Raw genomic sequence first — 20,444 nt, 5'->3', positions numbered from 1 at the left:
TTTAAATCTTTAGATACAATAATAGCACACCTTTGTAGTAGGTGTGCTATTATTGTATGGCTTATTTAAAAGAGGCTGTCTTCGTAAAGATTGTTCCTTTCGTAAAAATCCCAATTGCCGGATTTTTACTCGGTAGTACAACGTCCAGTGATTTAAATAGAGAGAGTTGCTCTTTTCTAAAATTATCACTTTGGTTTTGAAAAACAAAAAAGTTTTAGAAAAGAGCCTTAAAAGAAGACAATATATACAATTCCAGCTAGTACAATTCGATAAATGGCAAACGGAGTAAGCTTAATTCTGTGTATTAATTTTAAGAAGAATCGAACTGAGATATAGGCAAAAATGAATGCACTCACAAAACCAACTGCTAAGAATGGAAATGCATCAGGAGTGAAGGCATCCCAGTTCTTTAAAAGTGAGATTGTGCTAGCTCCAAGCATAATTGGAACGGCCATTATGAAGGTAAAATCAGAAGCAGCACGGTGGCTCATTCCTAAAATTACCCCACCAGAGATCGTTGATCCCGAACGAGAAAATCCTGGCCATAAGGCAATACATTGAAATAATCCGATTAAGAATGCTTGTTTATATGAGATTTGATCAACAGACTCAATCTTCGGCACTTTTGGACCAAGTTTATCCGCTACGATCATTAATATGGCTCCGGCTACAAGTCCAATTAATACCGTATTCATGGAGAATAAATGTTCATCAATATAATCTTCAAATGTGAAACCAAGAATAATGGCTGGAGCTAAGCCAACTAGGACTTTCATTAAACCTAGACGGCCTTCTTGGTTTTTTTGTAGATTTTGCTTCAATGGTAATAAATCAAAGAAACGATGCCACAACACGATCACAACAGCTAATATAGAACCAAGCTGAATGACTACCTTAAATGTATTGGCCACTTCTTCTGAAAAGAGTTCTTTTGAATTTAGCCATATATCATCAACTAGGATCATATGTCCAGTTGATGAAACAGGTGCAAACTCCGTTAACCCTTCGACAATTCCTAAAATAATGGCAACAATGATACTCCATAAATCCATCTGTTTATCCTCTAACTTTCATTATTATTATTATGGCAAAGAAAAAAGGAGTGCTTGTCACACCCTCACACTTTTTCCATTATAACAAGAGCGAACTAAAATTTCACTACTTTATACAGGCTGTTTTCGTATAGATTGTTGCTTTGCGTAAAAATCTCAGGAGGCCAGATTTTCACCTTAGTATTTAAATACTTCTATTCATAAAGAGAGTTGCTCTTTTCTGATTCTACCTCGATTTGCTTCTAAAACTGGTTATACACCCAGAATAATTGCACTAAAAGCAACAAAGTTTTAGAAAAGAGCCTTTATATAAGGCTTGAATCATTCCAAGGTACAAAAAAAACCTCATTTCACGAGTGAAATGAGGTTTTTAGCATTAATTATTTTGCAAGTTGAACGTCCTTGAAGAATGGAGTTCCACTGAAGTTTACGAATAATCCTGAAGCAATACCGTTTGAACCATAGATAAAGTCAGGGTGTTGTAAGTAAACCATTGGAGCTTCTTCAACTAAGATTTCAGAAACTTCTTTATAAGCTTCGTCACGCTTAGCTTGATCAGCTTCTTGACGACCTAGGTCAAGTAACTCGTCAACTCTGTCGTTCTTATAGAATGAACGGTTTCCTGGTGCACCAACCATTGTAGAATGGAATAAAGCATATAGACCGTAGTCAGCATCAGCTGTTACTGTAGTCCATCCTAATAGGAATAGTTCATGCTCTCCAGCACCAGTCTTTTCTAAGAATGCACCCCACTCAACGATTTCGATTGAAACTTCGATTCCTAGTGGAGCTAATTGCGCTTGAATTAATTCAGCGATATCAGCACGCTCTTTGTTACCATCGTTTACCCAAAGAGTTGTCTTGAATCCTTCAGCAAATCCAGCTTCAGCAAGTAATGCTTTAGCAGCTTCCACATCATATGCAAGTGGAGTTAAACCTTGGTAGTTACCAACTACTGTAGGAGCAAGTGGTCCAACAGCAGCTACACCTTGACCATCTAAAATTCCGTTAATGATATCTTCTTTATTTACTGCCATAGAGATTGCTTGACGTACTTTTACGTTATCATATGGAGCTTTGTTCATGTTGAATCCTAAGTAGTCCATACGAGTTCCACGTACAGTTGTTAGTTCAACAGTGTCAATACCTTCCATGTAAGAAACATCAGAAGCACCAACTTGGATTACATCAGCTTCACCAGTTTCTAACATTGCATTACGAGTTGCTTGTTCTGGAACTGTAACGAATTTTAAAGTATCAACTTTTGCACCTTCGCCCCAGTAGTCTGCGAATTTTTCGAAGTTGATTTCAGCACCTGGGCTCCAAGAAACAAATTTGAATGGACCAGTACCAACTGGATTTTGGTCAACCTTTGTTCCACCGTTCTTTTCTTCTTCAAGAGCAGAAGGAGCGATGATTGAACCAGCGTTATGTGCTAAGTGAGCTGGTAGTGGAGCGAATGGGAATTTCGTCTTGATGTGAACTGTATAGTCGTCCACAATTACAACTTCAGTGATCATGTTTAATACAACAGCACGTGGTGATGCGAATTCTGGGTCAATTAGACGCTCTAACGATAATTTAACCGCTTCAGCAGTAAAGTCAGTACCGTCATGGAATTTAACACCTTCACGTAACTTGAATTCCCAAGTAGTTTCGTCAACTGGACTGAACTCAGTTGCTAACATAGGAATAACTGAACCATCTTCTGCATAATCAGTTAAACGCTCAAACATTTGAGACGTTGCATTTGTTGTTGCTGTGTCGTTCATTCCGTGTGGGTCAAGTGTTGGCGCATCTTGTGAGATAACGAATACTAATTCTCCACCTTCTTGAACTTCTGTTTCTTCATTTGTACCTTCAGTACCTTCAGCACCTTCTTCTGCTGGCTTTTCTCCGCCACCACAAGCAGCTAAGGCAAGTACAAACGTAAGTAAAAGCATTAAAAACAAATTCTTTTTTGCTTTCATAATACGTATAGCCCCCTCATTTAATAATTTAAGCTTTGCTTACAATCGTAATAATAATGCAAAAATTTAAAAAACACAATATATTTTTTAAACCCTTGTAACAAATCAGTAATAATCCCGTAATATTCCCTAATAATTGTAAGTATGTGTGTATTTTCTACTATTATACATAAGTCCTTAATTTGGATAAAATTTAATGCTTATCCACTAAATTTCCAATTCTTCTTTTTCCAAAACTTAATACCTACTAATCTATTGTAATATTACAGGATTCTAGCTATGATATGATTGTTGCTTACAAACTAAAAAATAAGTCCTAAATATAGAAAGGATGAGAATTGCATGAGTCAAACACAGCTTCAACCTAATACAATAATCCCAGCAAAGCCTTTTAATGCAAAGGCTGCTCGTAGAAAAGCTTTTATTAAAAAGCTTGCAAAAAACAAAGCAGCAATGGCTGGAGGTTTCATCGTTTTCTTTTTTGCTATCCTAGCAATCTTAGCACCAGTTATTGCTCCTTATGATCCTGATCATATTGAGATTATTAAAAAACTGGAAGGTCCTTCAGCGGAACACTGGCTTGGTACAGACGATAAAGGTCGTGACATCTTAAGCCGTCTTCTATTTGGAGCACAAATCTCATTATCAGTAGGATTTGTCTCCACACTACTAGGTGCTTTCGCAGGGGTTATCCTAGGAATTGTTTCAGGCTATTACGGTGGTAGAACTGATACTATTATCATGAGATTGACAGACGTCTTACTTGCATTCCCTGGAATTCTACTTGCACTTGCCATTGTAAGCGTGCTTGGAGCAAGTACAATTAACGTAATTATTGCTGTAGCATTCTTTGCGGTACCAACATTCGCTCGTATTGTTCGTGGATCGACACTAAGTGTTAAAAAGCTAGAGTACATTGATGCCATTCGAGCAATGGGAGCAAGTGACTTTAGAATTATCTTTAAGCATATTTTACCTAATATTGTTTCACCAATTATTGTACAAGCAACACTTTATATTGCATCAGCGATTATTACAGCAAGTGCTCTTTCATTCCTTGGAATGGGAACACAACCGCCTACAGCTGAATGGGGAACAATGCTTAGTCAAGGTCGTTCATATATAGCACAAGCACCTCATATTACATTATTCCCAGGGCTTGTTATTCTAATCGTCGTAATTGGATTTAACCTATTTGGTGACGGCTTAAGAGATGCACTTGATCCAAAAACCAAAAACTAACATTAAAGAAGGTGAATAATAAATGTTAACATATATTATCCGAAGGATTTTCCAAACCATTCCGGTTATGCTTGGTGTTACACTAGCGGTATTCCTCATGATGCACTTAATTCCTGGTGATGCTGCTAAGATTATGGCCGGAGAACATGCTGATGAAGCACAAATTGAAGCAATGCGTGAAAAGCTTGGTCTTAATGACCCACTTCACGAACAATATATAAGTTATGTTGTTAATGCCGTTCAAGGAGATTTAGGTACATCAATAAGAACAAACCGTTCAGTAGCAGAAGAAATTTTTACTGATCGCTTTTGGGTAACTGTTCAATTAGCATTCATTGGGACTGCACTTGCAGTATTAATTGGATTAATTGCAGGAATTATCTCTGCAACACGGAAGTATTCTTTTGCTGATGTCTCATTAATGATATTTGCATTATTCGGTCTTTCTATGCCTAACTTTTGGCTTGGGATCATGTTAATTTACTTCTTTGCAGTTGATTTAAAAATGTTACCGGTAGCTGGTTGGGGTACTTGGGAGCATATGATTCTTCCTGCCATAACATTAGGTACAGGTGGAGCTGCTATTATCGCTCGTATGACTCGTTCTAGTATGCTAGAAGTTATTAACCAAGATTATATTCGTACTGCTTATGCAAAAGGTGTAAGCGATAAGCTAGTTATATATAAGCACGCATTACGTAATGCATTAATTCCTGTAGTAACTGTAGTTGGTCTTCAGTTTGGTGGACTACTTGGTGGAGCCGTTATTACTGAAACGGTATTTGCAATTAACGGTCTTGGTCGTTTAATTATTGACTCCATCCGTGCCCATGATTTCCCTATGGTACAAGGTACAATTCTTGTATGTGCGGTTCTATTCGTATTTGTTAACTTCCTTGTTGATATCACTTATCGTATTGTTAACAAACGAATTGACCTAAACTAAAAGGACGGTGAAAAGTGTGACTAAAATATTAGAAGTTAAAGGCTTACGTACCTCTTTCTTTACAGATGAAGGTGAGGTAAAGGCTGTTGACGGTGTAGATTTCTCAATAGATAAGGGAAAGACAATCGGAATTGTAGGAGAGTCAGGATCTGGTAAAAGTATTACCTCTCTATCTATTCTTAGACTTCTTCAAGAACCTGTTGGAAAGGTTGTTGGTGGAGAGATCCTATTCAAAGGTGAAAACCTTTTAGACAAAACAAAAAAAGAAATGATGAATATCCGTGGTAATAATATCTCCATGGTATTCCAAGAACCAATGACGTCATTAAACCCAACTTTAACCTGTGGTGAGCAAATTGCGGAATCAATTCGTATACACCAAAAGTTAAATAAGAAAGAAGCCTGGGTAAAAGCGGTAGATATGCTTCGTCTTGTTGGTATTCCTTCACCAGAAAAACGTGCTAAGCAATATCCTTTTGAGCTTTCTGGTGGTATGAGACAACGTGTTATGATTGCAATCGCATTAGCCTGTAATCCAGAGTTACTTATTGCCGATGAACCAACGACAGCTTTAGACGTTACAATTCAAGCACAGATTCTTGAATTAATGAAAAAGCTTCAAGATGAGCTAGGGACTTCACTTATGTTAATTACCCATGACCTTGGAGTAGTAGCAGAAATGTGTGATAAAGTCGCGGTTATGTACTGTGGTAAGGTTGTTGAATATGCAGATGTAAAGACGATCTTTACTAATCCTAAGCATCCTTATACTATTGGTCTATTAAACTCAGTTCCTAAGCATGACCAGGATTATGAAGGAGACTTAGCTGTAATTGAAGGTTCTGTGCCAAGCCCATTTAATTTGCCACAAGGTTGCCGTTTCGCTCCACGTTGTCCACATGCAAAGGCAATTTGTCATGCTGAGCTTCCTGAATTAGAGAATCTTAATGCTGAAGGCGAACAAGTAAGATGCTGGATTCATACGGATCAATGGGAAAAAGAGGAGGTAGGGGTTAATGAGTAAAAAGCCATTATTAGAAGTTAAAAACTTAAAGCAGTACTTCCCTATCACTGGTGGCGTTTTTGGAAGAACCGTTAATCATGTTAAAGCTGTAGACGATGTAAGTTTTACTGTATATGAAGGTGAAACTGTTAGTATCGTAGGTGAATCAGGTTGCGGAAAGTCTACTACAGGTAGAGCGATCCTCCGCCTTGATAATCCTACATCTGGTGAAATCAATTTTGAAGGTGAAAATCTTCTTAAACTTACTAAATCTCAGATGAGAAAAAAGCGTAAAGATCTACAAATTATATTCCAAGATCCTTATGCATCGTTAAACCCTCGTCAAACTGTAAGTCAAATACTTGAAGAGGCTCTAGAAATTCAAAATGTGGTTCCTCCTAATGAAAGACGCCAAAAGATTGAGGAACTTCTTAAGACAGTTGGAATTGGTGCTCACCAAATAGACCGCCATCCACATGAATTTAGTGGTGGTCAACGTCAACGTGTTGGGATTGCCCGTGCACTATCAGTTGATCCAAAGTTAATTATCTGTGATGAAGCAGTATCTGCACTAGACGTTTCCATTCAGGCACAGGTATTAAACTTATTAAAAGAATTACAACGTGATTTCAAACTAACATACTTGTTTATCTCTCATGACCTAGGTGTGGTTCGTCACATTTCTGATCGAATTATCGTTATGTACCTTGGAAAGATTGTGGAAATTGCGGACAAAAAATCATTATTTGAAAATCCTCAGCATCCATATACAAGAGCATTATTATCAGCTATTCCAAGTACTAACATGGAAGCAAAGAAGGAAAGAATTATTCTACAAGGTGATGTACCTTCACCAATCGACCCACCTACAGGTTGTCGTTTCCATACGCGATGCCCGTTCGCAACCGAAAGATGCCGAACAGAAGAACCTAAGCTTCAATCGGTAACTGGTGAAACACATCAAGTAGCTTGTCACTTAGTTGAAGAGGGTCCTGTAGATTATTCAAAAGTTGTAGCCAACTATTAAGACAAAGAAATACCCTGTCTCTCTATAGATAAGAGACAGGGTATTTTTTATTTAGGTCTTTTTTAAAACTTTGTTGCTTTTCAAGCTAATATTTCTAAAAACTACCCTATTTAGTTAGAAAAGAGCAACTCTCTCTTTTTAGTGCTCCTGACACTGTACTTCATAGTAAAAATCCGGCTTTTGGGATTTTTACGTTAGCAACAATCTATACGAAAATAGCCTTTATTTATCAAGCTGTTGTATAGAGAATAAGTCGTAATACGCCCCTTTACGCTTCATCAATTCTTCATGCGTACCTTCTTCCTTAATTTCACCATGGTCTAAAACAACAATTTTATCTGCATGTGTTATGGTTGATAACCGGTGTGCAACAACACAAGTTGTTCTATTTTTTGAAAGCAAGGTCAGCGATTCTTGAATGAGGTTCTCACTTTCTAGATCTAGAGCAGACGTTGCTTCATCCAGAATCAAGATCGGAGGATTTTTTAAAAATACTCTTGCAATAGAAATACGTTGTTTTTGTCCCCCAGATAGTTTGACTCCACGCTCGCCAACTTTCGTGTCATACCCTTCTGGTAGTTCCATAATAAAGTCATGTGCATTAGCAGCCTTTGCCGCCTCTATGATTTCTTCATCAGAAGCACCAGGCTTCCCCATTAATATATTAAATTTCACAGAATCACTAAATAATATAGAATCTTGCAAGACTAACCCAATTTGATCCCGTAACGAACGCACTTTATATTCACGAATGTCGACACCATCCAGTTTAATAGATCCAGATGACACGTCATAAAAACGTGGTATTAAACTAACGAGTGTAGACTTTCCTCCTCCACTCATTCCGACAAATGCGACGGTTTCACCACGGTTTATATTTAATGTTACATCCTTTAAGACAGCCGTTTCATCATCAGAATATTTAAATGTCACATGCTCAAAAGCTAATTTTCCTTCGACTTTGTTTAATGCTTTTGCACTTGGTGTATCCTCAATATCATACTTTTCATCAATGAACTCAAATACTCGATCCATTGATGCAACAGCCTGTGTTAGAGTCGTTGAAGAGTTAACCAATCTTCTGAGTGGACTATACAGCCGGTCCATATAAGCAATAAAGGCTACCATGGTTCCAATTTTAATATCCCCAAGGATGACCTGATAGCTTGCATATCCAATTACGAGCAAAGGAGCAGCATCAGTAATGGTATTCACGACAGCAAATGTTTTGGCATTCCATTTGGTATGCTCTAATGCTTTTGATAGGAAGTTTTGGTTTTGCACATCGAATTCTCTTTGCTCATGGTCTTCAAGAGCAAAGCCTTGAATAATAGGCATTCCTTGCACCCGTTCATGTAAATGTCCCTGAACATTAGCAAGTGCCTGCGAACGAACTCTAGTCAGTGTTCGTAGCCTACTATAAAAATACTTGACCGAGAATCCGTATAAAGGAAATAACAGGATCGAGACAATCGTTAAAGATACATCCATTGATAACATAATGGCAATGGCGATAATAATGGTAATGAGATCTAGCCATACATTCATAAGTCCTGTTATGACAAAGGACTTCGTTTGTTCGACATCATTAATGACTCGAGAGATCACCTCTCCGACTCTGGTATTCGCATAAAAGCGAAGACTCAGTTTTTGTAAATGAGTAAAAAGCTGATCTCGAATATCATATAAGATCTTGCTTCCCACCCACTGCGCATAATATTGTCGTATGTATTCAATGGGCGGTCTCACTACCACAAATAAGACAAAAGCTACTCCCATTATGAGAAATAACTGATCAAGCTTCTCTTGATTCGTTAAAGTCTCTCCGTTGATGACATCATCTATAATGTATTGCAATAATAATGGAATTAATAAGGGAATCGTAAACTTAATGATACCAATTAATATGGTAAAAATAATCTTCCACCAATAAGGTCTTACAAAAATAAAATAACGTTTTATGCTATCCACGTTGACTACACCACATTTCTTAACTTACTTTGTTGTTTTTCTGGTAAGTATTAGACTTTTTCTTACGACTTTTGTGCTTTTTCTTGCGACTTTCTCATTTTACTTGCGACTTCAAACTGTTTTCTTGCGAGTCCCATTTTTTCTTGCAACTTTTCTATCTTTTCTTGCGACTTTCTCATTTTACTTGCGACTTCACGCTATTTTCTTGCGAGTCCCATTTTTTCTTGCAACTTTTCTATCTTTTCTTGCGACTTTCTCATTTTACTTGCGACTTCAAACTGTTTTCTTGCGAGTTCCATTTTTTCTTGCGACTTTTCTATCTTTTCTTGCGACTTCACGCTGTTTTCTTGCGAGTCCTCATTTTAAAGTACCACATCTTCCAGCCGAAAAAACCTGTTGTGTACTACCAACAGGTTCCTTTTTAAGATCTGTATAATAAATATTGTTCATACCAATTATCCACAAAATCTGGAGCAAATGGTCCTTTGCGCCCGTGGATCCATTGAAGCAAGTAATCTAGATTTCTTTTTAATATATGATCAATAACCTCAGGATATTTCATTTCCTTTCGATGTCGTTCATATTCATCTTCATCGAGTAATACATAGGTCATATCAGGAAATACTTTAACATCTAGGTCGTAATCAATATATTTTAATGCTTCTTTATCCCATATAAAAGGAGAGCTGATATTACAGTAATAGTAGATGCCATCCTCTCTTAGCATTCCAATAATATTAAACCAATAATCAGCATGAAAATAACATACCGCGGGCTCCCTTGTAATCCAGGTCCGCCCATCTGATTCTGTGACAGTCGTACGATCATTTCCGCCAATAACAATACTTTGCGTTCCTTTTAATACAATTGTTTCTTCCCATACTCTGTGTATTTGTCCATTATGCTTATAGCTATGTATTTGAACTTTTTCTCCTATCATGGGAAAACCCATATAAGCTCCCTTCTTTCATTGCCTTGTCCCACTTTAGTGGTGCCATGGTGAAATTTTAGATAGATACTCTATCCAAAGTATTTTCTCTTTTATACATCGCTCATTTCATATAAGTTGTTGCTTTCGTAAAAATCCCAAATGCCGATTTTGACTAATTAGTTTAATTTCATCTACTTTTAATCTGATAAGTTACGTCATTTATCGTTTCAAGTGAGCTTCCCTTCAGATAAAGCAGGTTAGATAGCAACAGTTTTAGAAAAGAGCCTTATCCCTATATATCCGTATATATTTTTGCGCTTCTTATTATTATAACGGTTCTCTGTATAATTTAAAACAAAAGTGCCAATTAAAATAGTAAGCAACCTTGATTCTATATGTGTCACACGTAAAAAAGGATCTGAAAACTATATTACAAAAGGTACTATTTTATAATCGTTTAAAATTAATAGCTCACGTTAAATGGGGAAATAGTAATAATAAAAGTTGATAAGAGGCGGAATGATGCACTTTTATTTAATGCTTTGTTTTTCATTGCAGCGATAAAATGGGGGGATTGGAAAAAGTGGAGATTATATTATCCAACTATACTATTCTTCATTTGTATAGATTTGCTGAAGAACTTCCTCTTTTATAACTACTCGATGTGGACGTACGAAGAATCTTTCTTTGGTGAAACGATCCTACCAATCATACTCTTATAACTCTTAAGATCATGGCTATAGCGTACTCTTCGACAATCTTAATTTATCTCTGACGATTTCCATAGGAAAAACGGAAACAAATTGGTTGAATCTCTTTATGGATCTTTTTTTACTGGACTGTAGAGTATATTAACCTGAAAAATCTAGACTTAATAAATCATCATAATGGTCGGAACATGTGGTGGTCTTTTTTATTCCTAATTGTCATGTTTCTCATGTTAAAAATACATCACGAAATTCCACTAATTGCTTGGGGATTATCTATTATTTTTATCATCATATTGTGGAATTTGTTTACTATACCAGTTAGCGTACTTAAATAGTCATAGTAAAAAGCTCTTTTCTAAACGTTCAATACAGTATTTATCGTTAAGAATAATCTTGACTTTAGATAAAGTAGATTAGATAGCAACAAAGTTTTAGAAAAGAGCCTAGTAAAAAGCAGAGCACATCTTTATTCTAATGGCTCTGCTTTTTATTTATGTTCCATTATAAGGCAGTAGTAAGTGAGGTTTCCTGGTGCTTATAGGCTGTAATGACTTCCTCAGTTTGTCTTTCAAACGTATGTTGAATTTCTTTTAATTCTGCCTTCATCTTTTGTATTTCTTCCTTCAAAGATTGCATTTCAGTTTTATTCTGGAGATCTTTTAATTCACGCTCAAGCTCTTGACACCGCTCGAGTTCTGATTGTATAAACAAAAGCTTATCCATTGTTTGAAGTTGCTCACGAACCAGTAAATCAAAGCGAGACATCATAGGTCAACTCCTCTAAATATCGTTGTATATATCAATTCTTGGAACACTCCAAAAATCCTTTGACTATCTATGTAGACTCGTGAGAAGTTTTGACGAAAAGCGAAGGCACCTCGGTCAGGCCCGACAAGCAAATGTTCTGAAGAGAACAAAATGGCGCTCTTTCCATTTTGAGCTCTTCAGGTTATTTGACCTCGAGGGCCTAGGTGCCGTAGCTAGACAAACCGAAAAGCGGAGGCACCTCGATCAGGCCCGACAAGCAAATGTTCTGAAGAGAACAAAATGGCGCTCTTCCCATTTTGAGCTCTTCAGGTTATTTGACCTCGAGGGCCTAGGTGCCGTAGCTAGACAAACCGAAAAGCGGAGGCACCTCGATCAGGCCCGACAAGCAAATGTTCTGAAGAGAACAAAATGGCGCTCTTTCCATTTTGAGCTCGTCAGTTGGAAGACTATTATGGACCAAGCTTTTTCATTGATAAAAAAGCACTCTTCACCGTTAAGGTAAAGAGTGCCCTTTTTAAGTATTAAGAGTTTTGACCTTTGTTAGCTTCAGCTTGTGCATTTTGTTGGCGTACTTCTTGAACGTTAGTTTCAGAAGCGAACTCAGTTCCGTAAGAACCTTGACCAGCAGATGCAGCGTTTTGTGCTTTAACTTCAGCAGCGTTTGTCTTAGCAGCTTGACTCTTCTTTGCCATCATTATCACCTCCAACACTTGTTAATCTGTGTCAGAGATGAGCATCTTATTCAAATAAAATTTTATTTTTTTAACGTACTAAAATGTATATTTTTTATAGGCTGTTGCTCTTAAGTAGTAACAAAGCAGAGAGCTTTTTTAAACAAGTAAGGATCTTCCACCATCTACAATTATGGTTTGTCCACGGATCATATCAGCTTGATCCGAAAGAAGGAACATAACTGCATTTACTAAGTCACCTGGCTCTATCATCTTACCCGCTGGTGTATTCTTTCTAGCATCCTCTAGCAATTCTTCTCGGTTTGGAAAATGTTTTAATGCATCCGTATCAACTGCCCCACCTGACACCGCATTGACCACAATATTTTTCGGCGCTAACTCCACTGCTAGATATCTCGTTAGTGATTCAACAGCAGCTTTTGAGACACCTACGGTTGTATAGTTGTCTAAATAACGGATGGATCCTAATGAGCTTAAGCTTACAATATGTCCGCCGCCAGAAGACTCCATTCGCTTTGCAGCTTCTTGTGCGCAAAATAACAATGCCTTACTGTTAATGTCCATCGTCCAATCCCAATGGGACTCTTCAAGTTCCATTAACGGTCGTAATACCCCAGAGGCTGCATTGCTGACAAATACATCAAGTCGATCAAAATGTTGATCGATTTCTTGGAACATTTCTTTAATTTTTTCTGGCTTTCCTACATTTGCTTTAATGACGACTGCTTTTCTTCCCAATGCCTCTATTTCTTTCGCGGTTTCCTCTGCTGCTGAACGGCTTCTTGCATAATTTACAACAATGTCATACCCTTTTTCTGCTAATCTAAGGGCAATCGCTTTACCTATTCCTCTACTACTTCCTGTCACTAATGCCACCTTTTGTGTCATTGACTCGCTCACTCCTGTCTTCCTTCTCATGTAACATATTGTACTTTCTTTAGCTAATTTTCTCAAATATATTTATGGTATAGCTCCTCTCTCTGTAACAAAAAATATAGTGCAACATATGGCGAAAGGAGAGTTGAACTATGTATGTAGGTAGAGATATGACCGAACTATCAATGATGTCAAAAAAGAAGTGGAAGGATAGCGAATTAGCGTTTTACCACCACTCTTTTCAGCAAATTATGCCTTACTTAAATGTAGAAGGACAAACGATTCATCGTGAAATTATAGAGGAAATTGAAGACCGAGGCGGCTTACAACGTAATGAGGCAGATTGGACGCATGGAACAAGAGTTCAGTTTGATTAAGTTTAGATAAGGCTACATTCGCATAATTTAATCTAATCATATAAATATGGCCAAATTGCTGATAAATAAGATTGAAAAGCAACAAAGGTTTAGAAAAGAGTCTTAGATAAAAAGAAAAGGATTCAGCTTATGATTGCTGAATCCTTTTTGTCTCGAGGAATTGTTTCCAAATCCGTTGATGTGATACGGAAAACGCATATTCATCTAACTCTTCATAAGTAACAAGTTTCACTCGGTCTGAATTCTCCATTTTGTGGTTGAGTTTCCCTACATATACAGTTATATTCCAAGTAAGATGTGAGAAGACGTGTTGGACAGTTCCAATTACTTCTTCTACTTCATTCCCGGCGTTATAGTATTCTTCTACGAATTGCTGCAACTGTTTTTTAGGAGTTTGTAATGTACCTGTCAGTTCAACATTCGGAAATTCCCACAGTTTGGCAAGAAGGCCGGTATCTGGACGCTTATGAATAAGTATTTTATCGTCTTCTGTGACAAAAACACCTGCTGCAAGTGGTACTTCTTTTGTTGAGTTCTTTTTTGTTTTCACTGGAAGCTCCGATTGTGTACCCTCCATAAACGCTTTACAATGGTCCCTAACAGGACAAAGTAAGCACGAAGGTGAAGTTGGAGTACAGACAATTGCTCCAAGTTCCATTAATCCTTGATTAAAGAAAGAGGGATTCTCTTTACTGATGATCACTCTAATAATTTCTTCAAAAATCTTACGTGTTTTAGGCTTGGCAATATCATCCCATATGGACAGAATTCTTGATAACACTCTCATTACATTTCCATCCACTGCTGGCTCTGGAACACCATAGGCGATACTAAGAATTGATCCTGTCGTATATGGTCCAATTCCTTTTAATTTTGAAATCTCCTGTGGCGTATTAGGGACAACCCCACCATAACTAGCATGTACTTCTTTTACAGCTGACTGCAGATTTCGCACTCTCGAGTAATAGCCTAGTCCTTCCCAAGCCTTTAGTACCTTCTCTTCATCTGCTTGTGCTAATGCTTCAATTGTAGGGAATTGAGTAATGAAATTATTAAAATAAGGAATAACCGTATCTACTCTTGTTTGCTGCAGCATAATCTCCGAGACCCAAACTTTATATGGATCCTGATCTTTTCGCCAAGGAAGGTCCCGCTGTTCTTTCTCGAACCAACTTATTAAGTCATGTTGAAATTGATCTATTAAAAAGTGCTCTATATATGAAGTTGCATTCACGTGTCTTCCCCCATGATGTAATATACTCTTTCCCCAGATTCTATTGTACCTTAACTGCGTGAATCTGGACATTTTCAACTCCACCTTCTATAAATTGGTCAAGCAGCCCAAATATGGAATGCTTCTTTCCATTCCTCAAATTTCTTAATGCTATAAAGTGGGAAATGGTCGGTAGAGAAAAGCTTTCTGCATACATATCTTTCTCCGGGGAATACCAGTCTATCTGATGGGCACCAAATGAAGGCATATAACCTATGACTTTTTCCATTATTTTTTCGTATTCATTTGTGTGATTTGGTTTAATTTTATAATGAATGTATATTTTTAACGGTTTATTCATGTCGATGTCTCCTTTAAAAACATAAAAATATGCACATATTAGTAAGGCATGAATAGGTTTATTTTTATAGAGAAGAGCTATATAGTAACTAACGCAAACTTTTTTAGGGGAGGACTTCTTTCGTATGGATACTGGCACTCATTTTGTCATGGGGATTGCTCTAGGAGGTATAGCAACTGTTGATCCTGCCATTAACCAAGACCCATTAACTCTTGAAGCCGTCTTAATAGGGACGATTATCGGATCACAAGCCCCTGACTTAGATACTATTTTAAAGCTTCGCAATAATGCAAAATATATACGAAACCATCGAGGGATCACTCACTCTATTCCAGCCGTTTTATTATGGCCGTTGTTGATTGTAGCAGGAATTAGCCTATTTCTTCCTCAGGTTGATTTATTCCACCTATGGATTTGGACATTTATTGCCGTTATCCTTCATGTTTTCGTCGACATATTTAACGCTTATGGGACACAGGCCCTTCGCCCTTTTTCGCATAGATGGGTTGCACTGGGTGTAATAAATACGTTTGATCCTTTCATCTTTTTTGCTCATGTTGTTGGTATTGTTGTGTGGCAGTTAGGAGTGGATCCACTTCAAGTTTTTTCCGGAGTGTTTATTATTGTAGCTGCCTATTATTTGGTTAGGTACAAAATGAAACGAAATGTCGTACAATCTGTCGAACGAATTATTTCAGATGTACAGGAGGTCATCGTATCACCCACCATCCGTTTTACCCATTGGCATGTCGTCGCCAGATCGGAGAGGTACTTTCATGTCATTCGTGCAATGGACGGGACCATTAAAATTCTTGATACATTTGACCGCCATCCGATTCCCGATACTCCCATCATGAAGGCGGCGAAACAGGATCATAATATATCTGCCTTCTTATCTTTTTCTCCGGTATATCGATGGGAAATTGAAGAGTGTGATGACTACACAGAGGTAAGATTTATTGATCTTCGATATAGAAGTAAAGACTATTATCCGTTCGTCGCAGTCGTGCAGCTTGATCAAGACCTACAGATTATAAGTTCCTATACAGGCTGGATATTCAGTGAGAAGAAATTACGTAAAAAACTTGATATCCTTCCCTCTGAATAACGCAAAACCTACCTTTTGAGGTAGGTTTTGTTGTGCTTGGTATTTTGCTTTGATATCATGAATTTCCCGTGATATATCAGTAATTCCAAGTAATATATCAGTAACTTTTCTCATATATCAGGAATTCCACCGCCTATATCAGGAAATCAAAAAAAAACACTAAAAGTGCATTACTCACTTTTAGTGTTTCCCGCCATGATCTTGATTTAATAAATGTGCATATTTCGGATTTGTTGCTACAAATTCATGTAGAGTTGCTCCATATCTGTTCACCCATTGTGTAACAATTCTCTCAGTCATCTCGCTCCCCATATATGTTGCACCTGCCTTAGCTGAGGAGGTCTCAAAATCATCCCATAATAGCTCTATCCATGTTCTAGCTTGTGCTGCAGTTAATGCCTGATTTTTCTCTAACAGTAACTGAATTAATCTCTCTTGATAATCGTTCAACCACTACCACCCTTTCCAAATTTTCTATCTCATATCATACCTATTAGGTGCCATACTATCATTACGTGCTTGAAAGATGAGTGCTTGTCTCTTTTTAGCACGAGCTTTTATCTTTTATCTGACGAGGAGGTTCTCACAATGGTACGTAATAAGAAACGAGGGTTCCCAAACCAGAACGGTAATAAATTTGAAGGTGAACCGCGAGCAAAGGCAGAATATGCCTCTTTACGTGCTGATGGGTCCATCAACACTCATCCTCAGGAAAGAATGCGCGCATCTGGTTTAAGAGAAGAAGAATAGAAAGTTATGACGGAAGCCAGATCCTACTTTCTGGCTTCTGTTCTCTTTAGCATTGAAATGGGCAAAGCGTCTTCTTTATTCTCCCCATTAAGCTTCGTACCCCATGCAAAAATTCCATTCATATAACTAATCTTAAAAAACGTGCCTGGATCTTGTTCAATTTCGTACACTTCATCTGGCTTAAAATCATTTGGATCTAATAAGTAAGCTCGTGCCATCAGATTCTTACGTTCCAAAACGGCAAGTTCATTAATTCGTCCCATTTGCTCTGCTTTTCTTGCCTGTTCATGTATTTGACGAATTTCTTGAGTCAATTCATATTCTGTCATCTGACTATATCTTTTTTCCACGTTTATCACTCGCTTTTCATTAATCTACATTGTGCCGAGGGCAATCCTCTGACTCTAGATAGCGCTCAATAAGTTCTATTGTAAAACCCTTTTGATATAAGAATTGTTTCATCTTTTGACTGTATTCCCAATCACTATATTTTTGATACTTTCGATGGGCTTTCTCCCCCAGCTTACATAATGCATCCCACTCATCGATTTCATCGCGCTCAGGGACACGCTCTTCCAATACGATGGAGATAACGTCTTGTGTATAGCCTTTTCGCTTCAAGGCATCCATTACTTTCTGTCTTTGCATTTTCTCAGAACTAGCTGATGTTTTTTTAAATGTCTTTTCTGAGTATTTTTTTGCAAATTCAATTTGATCTTCTTTTGCATAATGTGTCATTGCGAGCTCAATTATACTTGCCGAAATGCCTTTTTGAGTAAGCTCTTGTCTTAAAACCGTAGGACCTTTTAAAGATACTCTTGCATTCGTATTAACAAAAGCGATGGCAAATTCTTCGTCATTCAAATATTTCAAGCTTGTAAGCTTATGGAGCACCTCTTGAATGACCGCATCTTCATATTCTTTTTCCTTGAGGTATTGAATAACTTCTAAGGATGATCTCATACGGTATGATAGAAACACAAGGGATTGTTGGAATGCCCTTGTTACATCATCACTAAAGCTAATTTCTTCTATATCAAACTCATCAATTTCTTGTCCCTTTTGCAGAGAATGCGAAATGAGTACATCCTCGTGCACACTAAAAGCGTAACGCTCGCCTTGTCCATCATCGACAAAAATATTGTATCGGTCTTTTGCTTTTTTTTGAGTTGTGATTTTTGTAATAATCGCCAAACGTCTCACCTCATGTTTAAATATAGCACAAATTTGGGAAAGGATATGGAGATAAAAACTAGAATATAGTTAGTTACTATTATTTAGAGGGGGTCCCTTATGAAGATTGCTATAACGGGAGGTACAGGCTTTGTAGGTAAAGCGTTAACAAAGAGCTTTTTACAAGGTGGCCACAACGTTTATATATTATCAAGAAGTCAGCATTCCTCTTCCAAGGACGGAATTCAATATGTGAAGTGGTTGACAGAAGACAGTCAGCCTGAGAATGAATTGAATGATATTGATGTATTTATAAACCTAGCAGGAGAATCATTAAATAGCGGAAGATGGACGGCTGAGAGAAAGCAAAGAATCGTCTCTTCAAGAATCTCTGCTACTAGAGAGGTTATTAGGATCCTACAAAATATGAATAAGAAACCATCGGTCCTAATCAATGCGAGTGCCATTGGTTATTATGGGACTTCTCTAGAGAAGGAATTCACAGAGTCCAACAAAATTCCAGGTCAAGACTTCTTAGCACAGACAGTCGCTTCATGGGAACAAGAAGCACAGGCCGCAGAAGAACTCGGAGTTCGTACTGTTTATACTCGATTTGGTATTATTCTTGATCAACAAGAGGGCGCTCTACCTAAAATGGTTCTTCCCTATAAATTGTTTGCAGGTGGGACGGTGGGATCCGGTGCACAGTGGATGTCCTGGGTTCACATTGACGATGTAGTTGGGATGATTCAGTACGCGATTAAGAATGAAAACATTAAAGGACCATTCAACGTTGTCTCCTCGAATCCTGTTACCATGAAGAAATTTGGGCAACATATAGGACATGTTATGAAAAGACCTCATTTCCTTCCGGCTCCGAGTTTCGCTTTAAAACTACTATTAGGAGAGATGAGTGTTTTAGTCCTAGAGGGGCAAAAGGTTGTTCCTCAAAAGGCCGAGGACTCAGGTTATCAATTTCATTATAAATATCTTGATGAAGCTTTAACTAACATATTAAAATAAGGGGAATGAAAGCTTAAAAGGAGTCACGTCATGAAAACCTTATTTAAAAATGCGACTATTTATCCTGTTACATCTGCCCCTCTACAAAAGGCTGATTTGTATGTGGAAAACGGAAAAATTAAAGAGATTGGTTTGAATATACAACCAACCGAAGATACATTTATTGTAGATTGTAAAGAGATGTTTTTATTACCTGGCTTCGTTGATGTGCATACCCATTTAGGTCTGTATGATGAAGGTACAGGTTGGGCTGGAAATGATGCGAATGAAACGATTGAGCCGCTAACCCCACATATACGAGCACTAGACAGTTTACATCCGCTCGACACTGCCTTTTCAGATGCTATTCAGCATGGAATAACAACTGCTCATATCATGCCCGGCAGTGCTAACGTAATTGGTGGGACAACTTCTGTTATTAAAACACATGCTCGAAGTGTCTCAAAAATGTTAATTCAAGAGACAGCAGGCTTAAAAATTGCTTTAGGTGAAAATCCTAAACGCATTCATAGTCACGGCAGTAATGACTCTATTACCCGTATGGGAATTATGGGGATGCTACGAGAAGCATTTTTCAAGGCGAAGTATTGTGATCACCCTGAAGATATTAGAGTAGCTCCCATTATCAAAGCCTTAAATAGAGAAATCCCCGTTAGGATCCACGCTCATCGGGCAGATGATATTATGTCTGCTATGCGATTTGCAGAGGAATTTGAACTCGACTATCGAATTGAACACTGTACAGAAGGACATTTAATTCCAAGTGAATTTGAAGGTAAAAATGTAAAAGTCAGTGTTGGACCTACTCTGACTCGTAGAAGTAAAATTGAACTCAAGAATAAATCATGGAAGACCTACCAAGTACTTGCTGATGTAGGAGTAGAAGTGTCAATCACAACAGACCACCCCTATACGCCTATTCAATATTTAAATATTTGTGCAGCACTAGCTGTTCGTGAAGGATTGGATGAGCAAAAAGCACTTGAAGGAATTACCATTACTCCTGCTAGAAACTTGCGTGTAGCGGACCGTCTTGGAAGCTTAGAAGTTGGAAAAGACGCGGACATTGTATTATGGAGTCATCACCCATTTCACTATATGGCAAAGGCTAGACTTACAATGGTAAATGGGGAAATAATTTACAAAAAAAATTAACAAAAAAGTAGTATCTTTTTTACAAAAAATATCGTATTATACTTTAAGTATTCATATGATATTATAACCTAAAATTTTATACTGATTGTAATTTAG

At 37.6% G+C, this 20,444-nt stretch carries 22 protein-coding genes; 9 read left to right on the top strand and 13 right to left on the bottom strand.

Annotated features, from left to right (window positions below; translation table 11 throughout):
• Positions 1–227: 227 nt before the first annotated feature.
• Both LT143_RS11245 and LT143_RS11240 read right to left on the bottom strand, forming a co-directional pair.
• Positions 228–1,052 carry an undecaprenyl-diphosphate phosphatase gene (locus tag LT143_RS11245; RefSeq protein ID WP_246943076.1) on the bottom strand — a complete coding sequence of 275 codons (825 nt, stop codon included), beginning with the start codon at positions 1,050–1,052 and terminating at the stop codon, positions 228–230.
• 380 nt (positions 1,053–1,432) lie between these two features.
• The gene (locus LT143_RS11240) at positions 1,433–3,022 is read right to left on the bottom strand and encodes a glutathione ABC transporter substrate-binding protein (protein WP_246943075.1); all 1,590 of its coding nucleotides are present in this window, start codon (positions 3,020–3,022) and stop codon (positions 1,433–1,435) included.
• Between the two features lie 342 nt (positions 3,023–3,364).
• Here LT143_RS11240 and LT143_RS11235 point away from each other — a divergent pair, with 342 nt between their 5' ends.
• Genes LT143_RS11235 through LT143_RS11220 form a run of 4 tightly spaced genes read left to right on the top strand, consistent with a single transcriptional unit; the run spans position 3,365 to position 7,240 of the window.
• The gene (locus LT143_RS11235; protein WP_246943074.1) at positions 3,365–4,264 is read left to right on the top strand and encodes an ABC transporter permease; all 900 of its coding nucleotides are present in this window, start codon (positions 3,365–3,367) and stop codon (positions 4,262–4,264) included.
• Between the two features lie 22 nt (positions 4,265–4,286).
• Positions 4,287–5,210 (top strand): ABC transporter permease, encoded by a 924-nt coding sequence (locus LT143_RS11230; RefSeq protein WP_246943073.1) that lies wholly within the window; start codon positions 4,287–4,289, stop codon positions 5,208–5,210.
• A 16-nt stretch (positions 5,211–5,226) separates the two neighbouring features.
• Entirely contained in the window at positions 5,227–6,234 is a 1,008-nt protein-coding gene (locus LT143_RS11225) for an ABC transporter ATP-binding protein (RefSeq protein WP_336296600.1), read from the top strand.
• On the top strand, positions 6,227–7,240 hold the full coding sequence (locus tag LT143_RS11220; protein WP_246943071.1) for an ABC transporter ATP-binding protein: 1,014 nt from the start codon (positions 6,227–6,229) through the stop codon (positions 7,238–7,240). Before LT143_RS11225 ends, LT143_RS11220 begins: the two co-directional genes overlap by 8 nt.
• 222 nt (positions 7,241–7,462) lie before the next feature.
• Here the strand turns inward: LT143_RS11220 and LT143_RS11215 are convergent, their stop codons facing one another.
• From LT143_RS11215 to fabL, 6 genes are all read right to left on the bottom strand, one after another.
• On the bottom strand, positions 7,463–9,211 hold the full coding sequence (locus LT143_RS11215; RefSeq protein WP_246943070.1) for an ABC transporter ATP-binding protein: 1,749 nt from the start codon (positions 9,209–9,211) through the stop codon (positions 7,463–7,465).
• 197 nt (positions 9,212–9,408) lie between these two features.
• Positions 9,409–9,549: a hypothetical protein gene (locus tag LT143_RS11210; protein ID WP_246943069.1), complete on the bottom strand. Its 141-nt coding sequence runs from the start codon at positions 9,547–9,549 to the stop codon at positions 9,409–9,411.
• An 83-nt stretch (positions 9,550–9,632) separates the two neighbouring features.
• Positions 9,633–10,163 carry a nucleoside tri-diphosphate phosphatase gene (ntdP, locus tag LT143_RS11205; protein WP_246943068.1) on the bottom strand — a complete coding sequence of 177 codons (531 nt, stop codon included), beginning with the start codon at positions 10,161–10,163 and terminating at the stop codon, positions 9,633–9,635.
• A 1,190-nt stretch (positions 10,164–11,353) separates the two neighbouring features.
• On the bottom strand, positions 11,354–11,617 hold the full coding sequence (locus tag LT143_RS11200; RefSeq protein WP_246943067.1) for a YgaB family protein: 264 nt from the start codon (positions 11,615–11,617) through the stop codon (positions 11,354–11,356).
• A 524-nt stretch (positions 11,618–12,141) separates the two neighbouring features.
• A complete protein-coding gene (locus LT143_RS11195; RefSeq protein ID WP_272495765.1) occupies positions 12,142–12,312 on the bottom strand; it encodes a gamma-type small acid-soluble spore protein in 171 nt (56 codons plus the stop codon).
• 138 nt (positions 12,313–12,450) lie between these two features.
• Complete coding sequence (fabL, locus tag LT143_RS11190) at positions 12,451–13,200, bottom strand: enoyl-[acyl-carrier-protein] reductase FabL (RefSeq protein ID WP_246943065.1); 750 nt, start codon at positions 13,198–13,200, stop codon at positions 12,451–12,453.
• A gap of 140 nt (positions 13,201–13,340) precedes the next feature.
• On the opposite strand from fabL, the gene LT143_RS11185 reads away from it, so the two are divergent.
• Positions 13,341–13,565, top strand: coding sequence for a hypothetical protein (locus tag LT143_RS11185; RefSeq protein ID WP_246943064.1), 225 nt, complete (start codon positions 13,341–13,343; stop codon positions 13,563–13,565).
• A 127-nt stretch (positions 13,566–13,692) separates the two neighbouring features.
• Here the strand turns inward: LT143_RS11185 and mutY are convergent, their stop codons facing one another.
• Positions 13,693–14,799 (bottom strand): A/G-specific adenine glycosylase, encoded by a 1,107-nt coding sequence (mutY, locus tag LT143_RS11180; protein ID WP_246943106.1) that lies wholly within the window; start codon positions 14,797–14,799, stop codon positions 13,693–13,695.
• Between the two features lie 40 nt (positions 14,800–14,839).
• Positions 14,840–15,139 carry a hypothetical protein gene (locus LT143_RS11175; RefSeq protein WP_246943063.1) on the bottom strand — a complete coding sequence of 100 codons (300 nt, stop codon included), beginning with the start codon at positions 15,137–15,139 and terminating at the stop codon, positions 14,840–14,842.
• A 124-nt stretch (positions 15,140–15,263) separates the two neighbouring features.
• On the opposite strand from LT143_RS11175, the gene LT143_RS11170 reads away from it, so the two are divergent.
• Positions 15,264–16,247, top strand: a complete 984-nt coding sequence (locus LT143_RS11170) for a metal-dependent hydrolase (RefSeq protein WP_246943062.1) — start codon at positions 15,264–15,266, stop codon at positions 16,245–16,247.
• A 180-nt stretch (positions 16,248–16,427) separates the two neighbouring features.
• Here LT143_RS11170 and LT143_RS11165 read toward each other — a convergent pair whose 3' ends face one another.
• Positions 16,428–16,697, bottom strand: a complete 270-nt coding sequence (locus LT143_RS11165) for a YfhJ family protein (RefSeq protein WP_246943061.1) — start codon at positions 16,695–16,697, stop codon at positions 16,428–16,430.
• A gap of 138 nt (positions 16,698–16,835) precedes the next feature.
• Here LT143_RS11165 and LT143_RS11160 point away from each other — a divergent pair, with 138 nt between their 5' ends.
• Complete coding sequence (locus LT143_RS11160; RefSeq protein WP_246943060.1) at positions 16,836–16,997, top strand: small, acid-soluble spore protein K; 162 nt, start codon at positions 16,836–16,838, stop codon at positions 16,995–16,997.
• A gap of 23 nt (positions 16,998–17,020) precedes the next feature.
• On the opposite strand, the gene LT143_RS11155 is transcribed toward LT143_RS11160, so the two are convergent.
• Together LT143_RS11155 and recX are read right to left on the bottom strand one after the other, a co-directional pair.
• The gene (locus LT143_RS11155) at positions 17,021–17,347 is read right to left on the bottom strand and encodes a YfhH family protein (RefSeq protein WP_336296599.1); all 327 of its coding nucleotides are present in this window, start codon (positions 17,345–17,347) and stop codon (positions 17,021–17,023) included.
• A gap of 19 nt (positions 17,348–17,366) precedes the next feature.
• Positions 17,367–18,191: a recombination regulator RecX gene (gene recX / locus LT143_RS11150; RefSeq protein WP_246943059.1), complete on the bottom strand. Its 825-nt coding sequence runs from the start codon at positions 18,189–18,191 to the stop codon at positions 17,367–17,369.
• A gap of 99 nt (positions 18,192–18,290) precedes the next feature.
• Between recX and LT143_RS11145 the strand changes: the two genes are divergently transcribed.
• Complete coding sequence (locus LT143_RS11145; RefSeq protein WP_246943058.1) at positions 18,291–19,193, top strand: TIGR01777 family oxidoreductase; 903 nt, start codon at positions 18,291–18,293, stop codon at positions 19,191–19,193.
• Positions 19,194–19,223: 30 nt separating this feature from the next.
• Positions 19,224–20,348 (top strand): amidohydrolase, encoded by a 1,125-nt coding sequence (locus LT143_RS11140; RefSeq protein WP_246943057.1) that lies wholly within the window; start codon positions 19,224–19,226, stop codon positions 20,346–20,348.
• Positions 20,349–20,444 lie beyond the last annotated feature (96 nt).

The organism is Bacillus pinisoli, from assembly GCF_023036475.1.
GTDB classification, from domain to species: Bacteria; Bacillota; Bacilli; order Bacillales; family SA4; genus Bacillus_BS; species Bacillus_BS pinisoli.
Note: the sequence above shows the minus strand (reverse complement) of the source record. Positions and strands in the feature narration are given on the sequence as shown.

Bases quoted from the DNA above. Each gene is read 5' to 3' on its own strand.
- LT143_RS11245 (WP_246943076.1), bottom strand. From the start codon at position 1,052: ATGGATTTATGGAGTATCATTGTTGCCATTATTTTAGGAATTGTCGAA.
- LT143_RS11240 (WP_246943075.1), bottom strand. From the start codon at position 3,022: ATGAAAGCAAAAAAGAATTTGTTTTTAATGCTTTTACTTACGTTTGTA.
- LT143_RS11235 (WP_246943074.1), top strand. From the start codon at position 3,365: ATGAGTCAAACACAGCTTCAACCTAATACAATAATCCCAGCAAAGCCT.
- LT143_RS11230 (WP_246943073.1), top strand. From the start codon at position 4,287: ATGTTAACATATATTATCCGAAGGATTTTCCAAACCATTCCGGTTATG.
- LT143_RS11220 (WP_246943071.1), top strand. From the start codon at position 6,227: ATGAGTAAAAAGCCATTATTAGAAGTTAAAAACTTAAAGCAGTACTTC.
- ntdP (WP_246943068.1), bottom strand. From the start codon at position 10,163: ATGGGTTTTCCCATGATAGGAGAAAAAGTTCAAATACATAGCTATAAG.
- LT143_RS11200 (WP_246943067.1), bottom strand. From the start codon at position 11,617: ATGTCTCGCTTTGATTTACTGGTTCGTGAGCAACTTCAAACAATGGAT.
- LT143_RS11195 (WP_272495765.1), bottom strand. From the start codon at position 12,312: ATGGCAAAGAAGAGTCAAGCTGCTAAGACAAACGCTGCTGAAGTTAAA.
- fabL (WP_246943065.1), bottom strand. From the start codon at position 13,200: ATGACACAAAAGGTGGCATTAGTGACAGGAAGTAGTAGAGGAATAGGT.
- LT143_RS11185 (WP_246943064.1), top strand. From the start codon at position 13,341: ATGTATGTAGGTAGAGATATGACCGAACTATCAATGATGTCAAAAAAG.
- LT143_RS11175 (WP_246943063.1), bottom strand. From the start codon at position 15,139: ATGAATAAACCGTTAAAAATATACATTCATTATAAAATTAAACCAAAT.
- LT143_RS11170 (WP_246943062.1), top strand. From the start codon at position 15,264: ATGGATACTGGCACTCATTTTGTCATGGGGATTGCTCTAGGAGGTATA.
- LT143_RS11160 (WP_246943060.1), top strand. From the start codon at position 16,836: ATGGTACGTAATAAGAAACGAGGGTTCCCAAACCAGAACGGTAATAAA.
- LT143_RS11145 (WP_246943058.1), top strand. From the start codon at position 18,291: ATGAAGATTGCTATAACGGGAGGTACAGGCTTTGTAGGTAAAGCGTTA.
- LT143_RS11140 (WP_246943057.1), top strand. From the start codon at position 19,224: ATGAAAACCTTATTTAAAAATGCGACTATTTATCCTGTTACATCTGCC.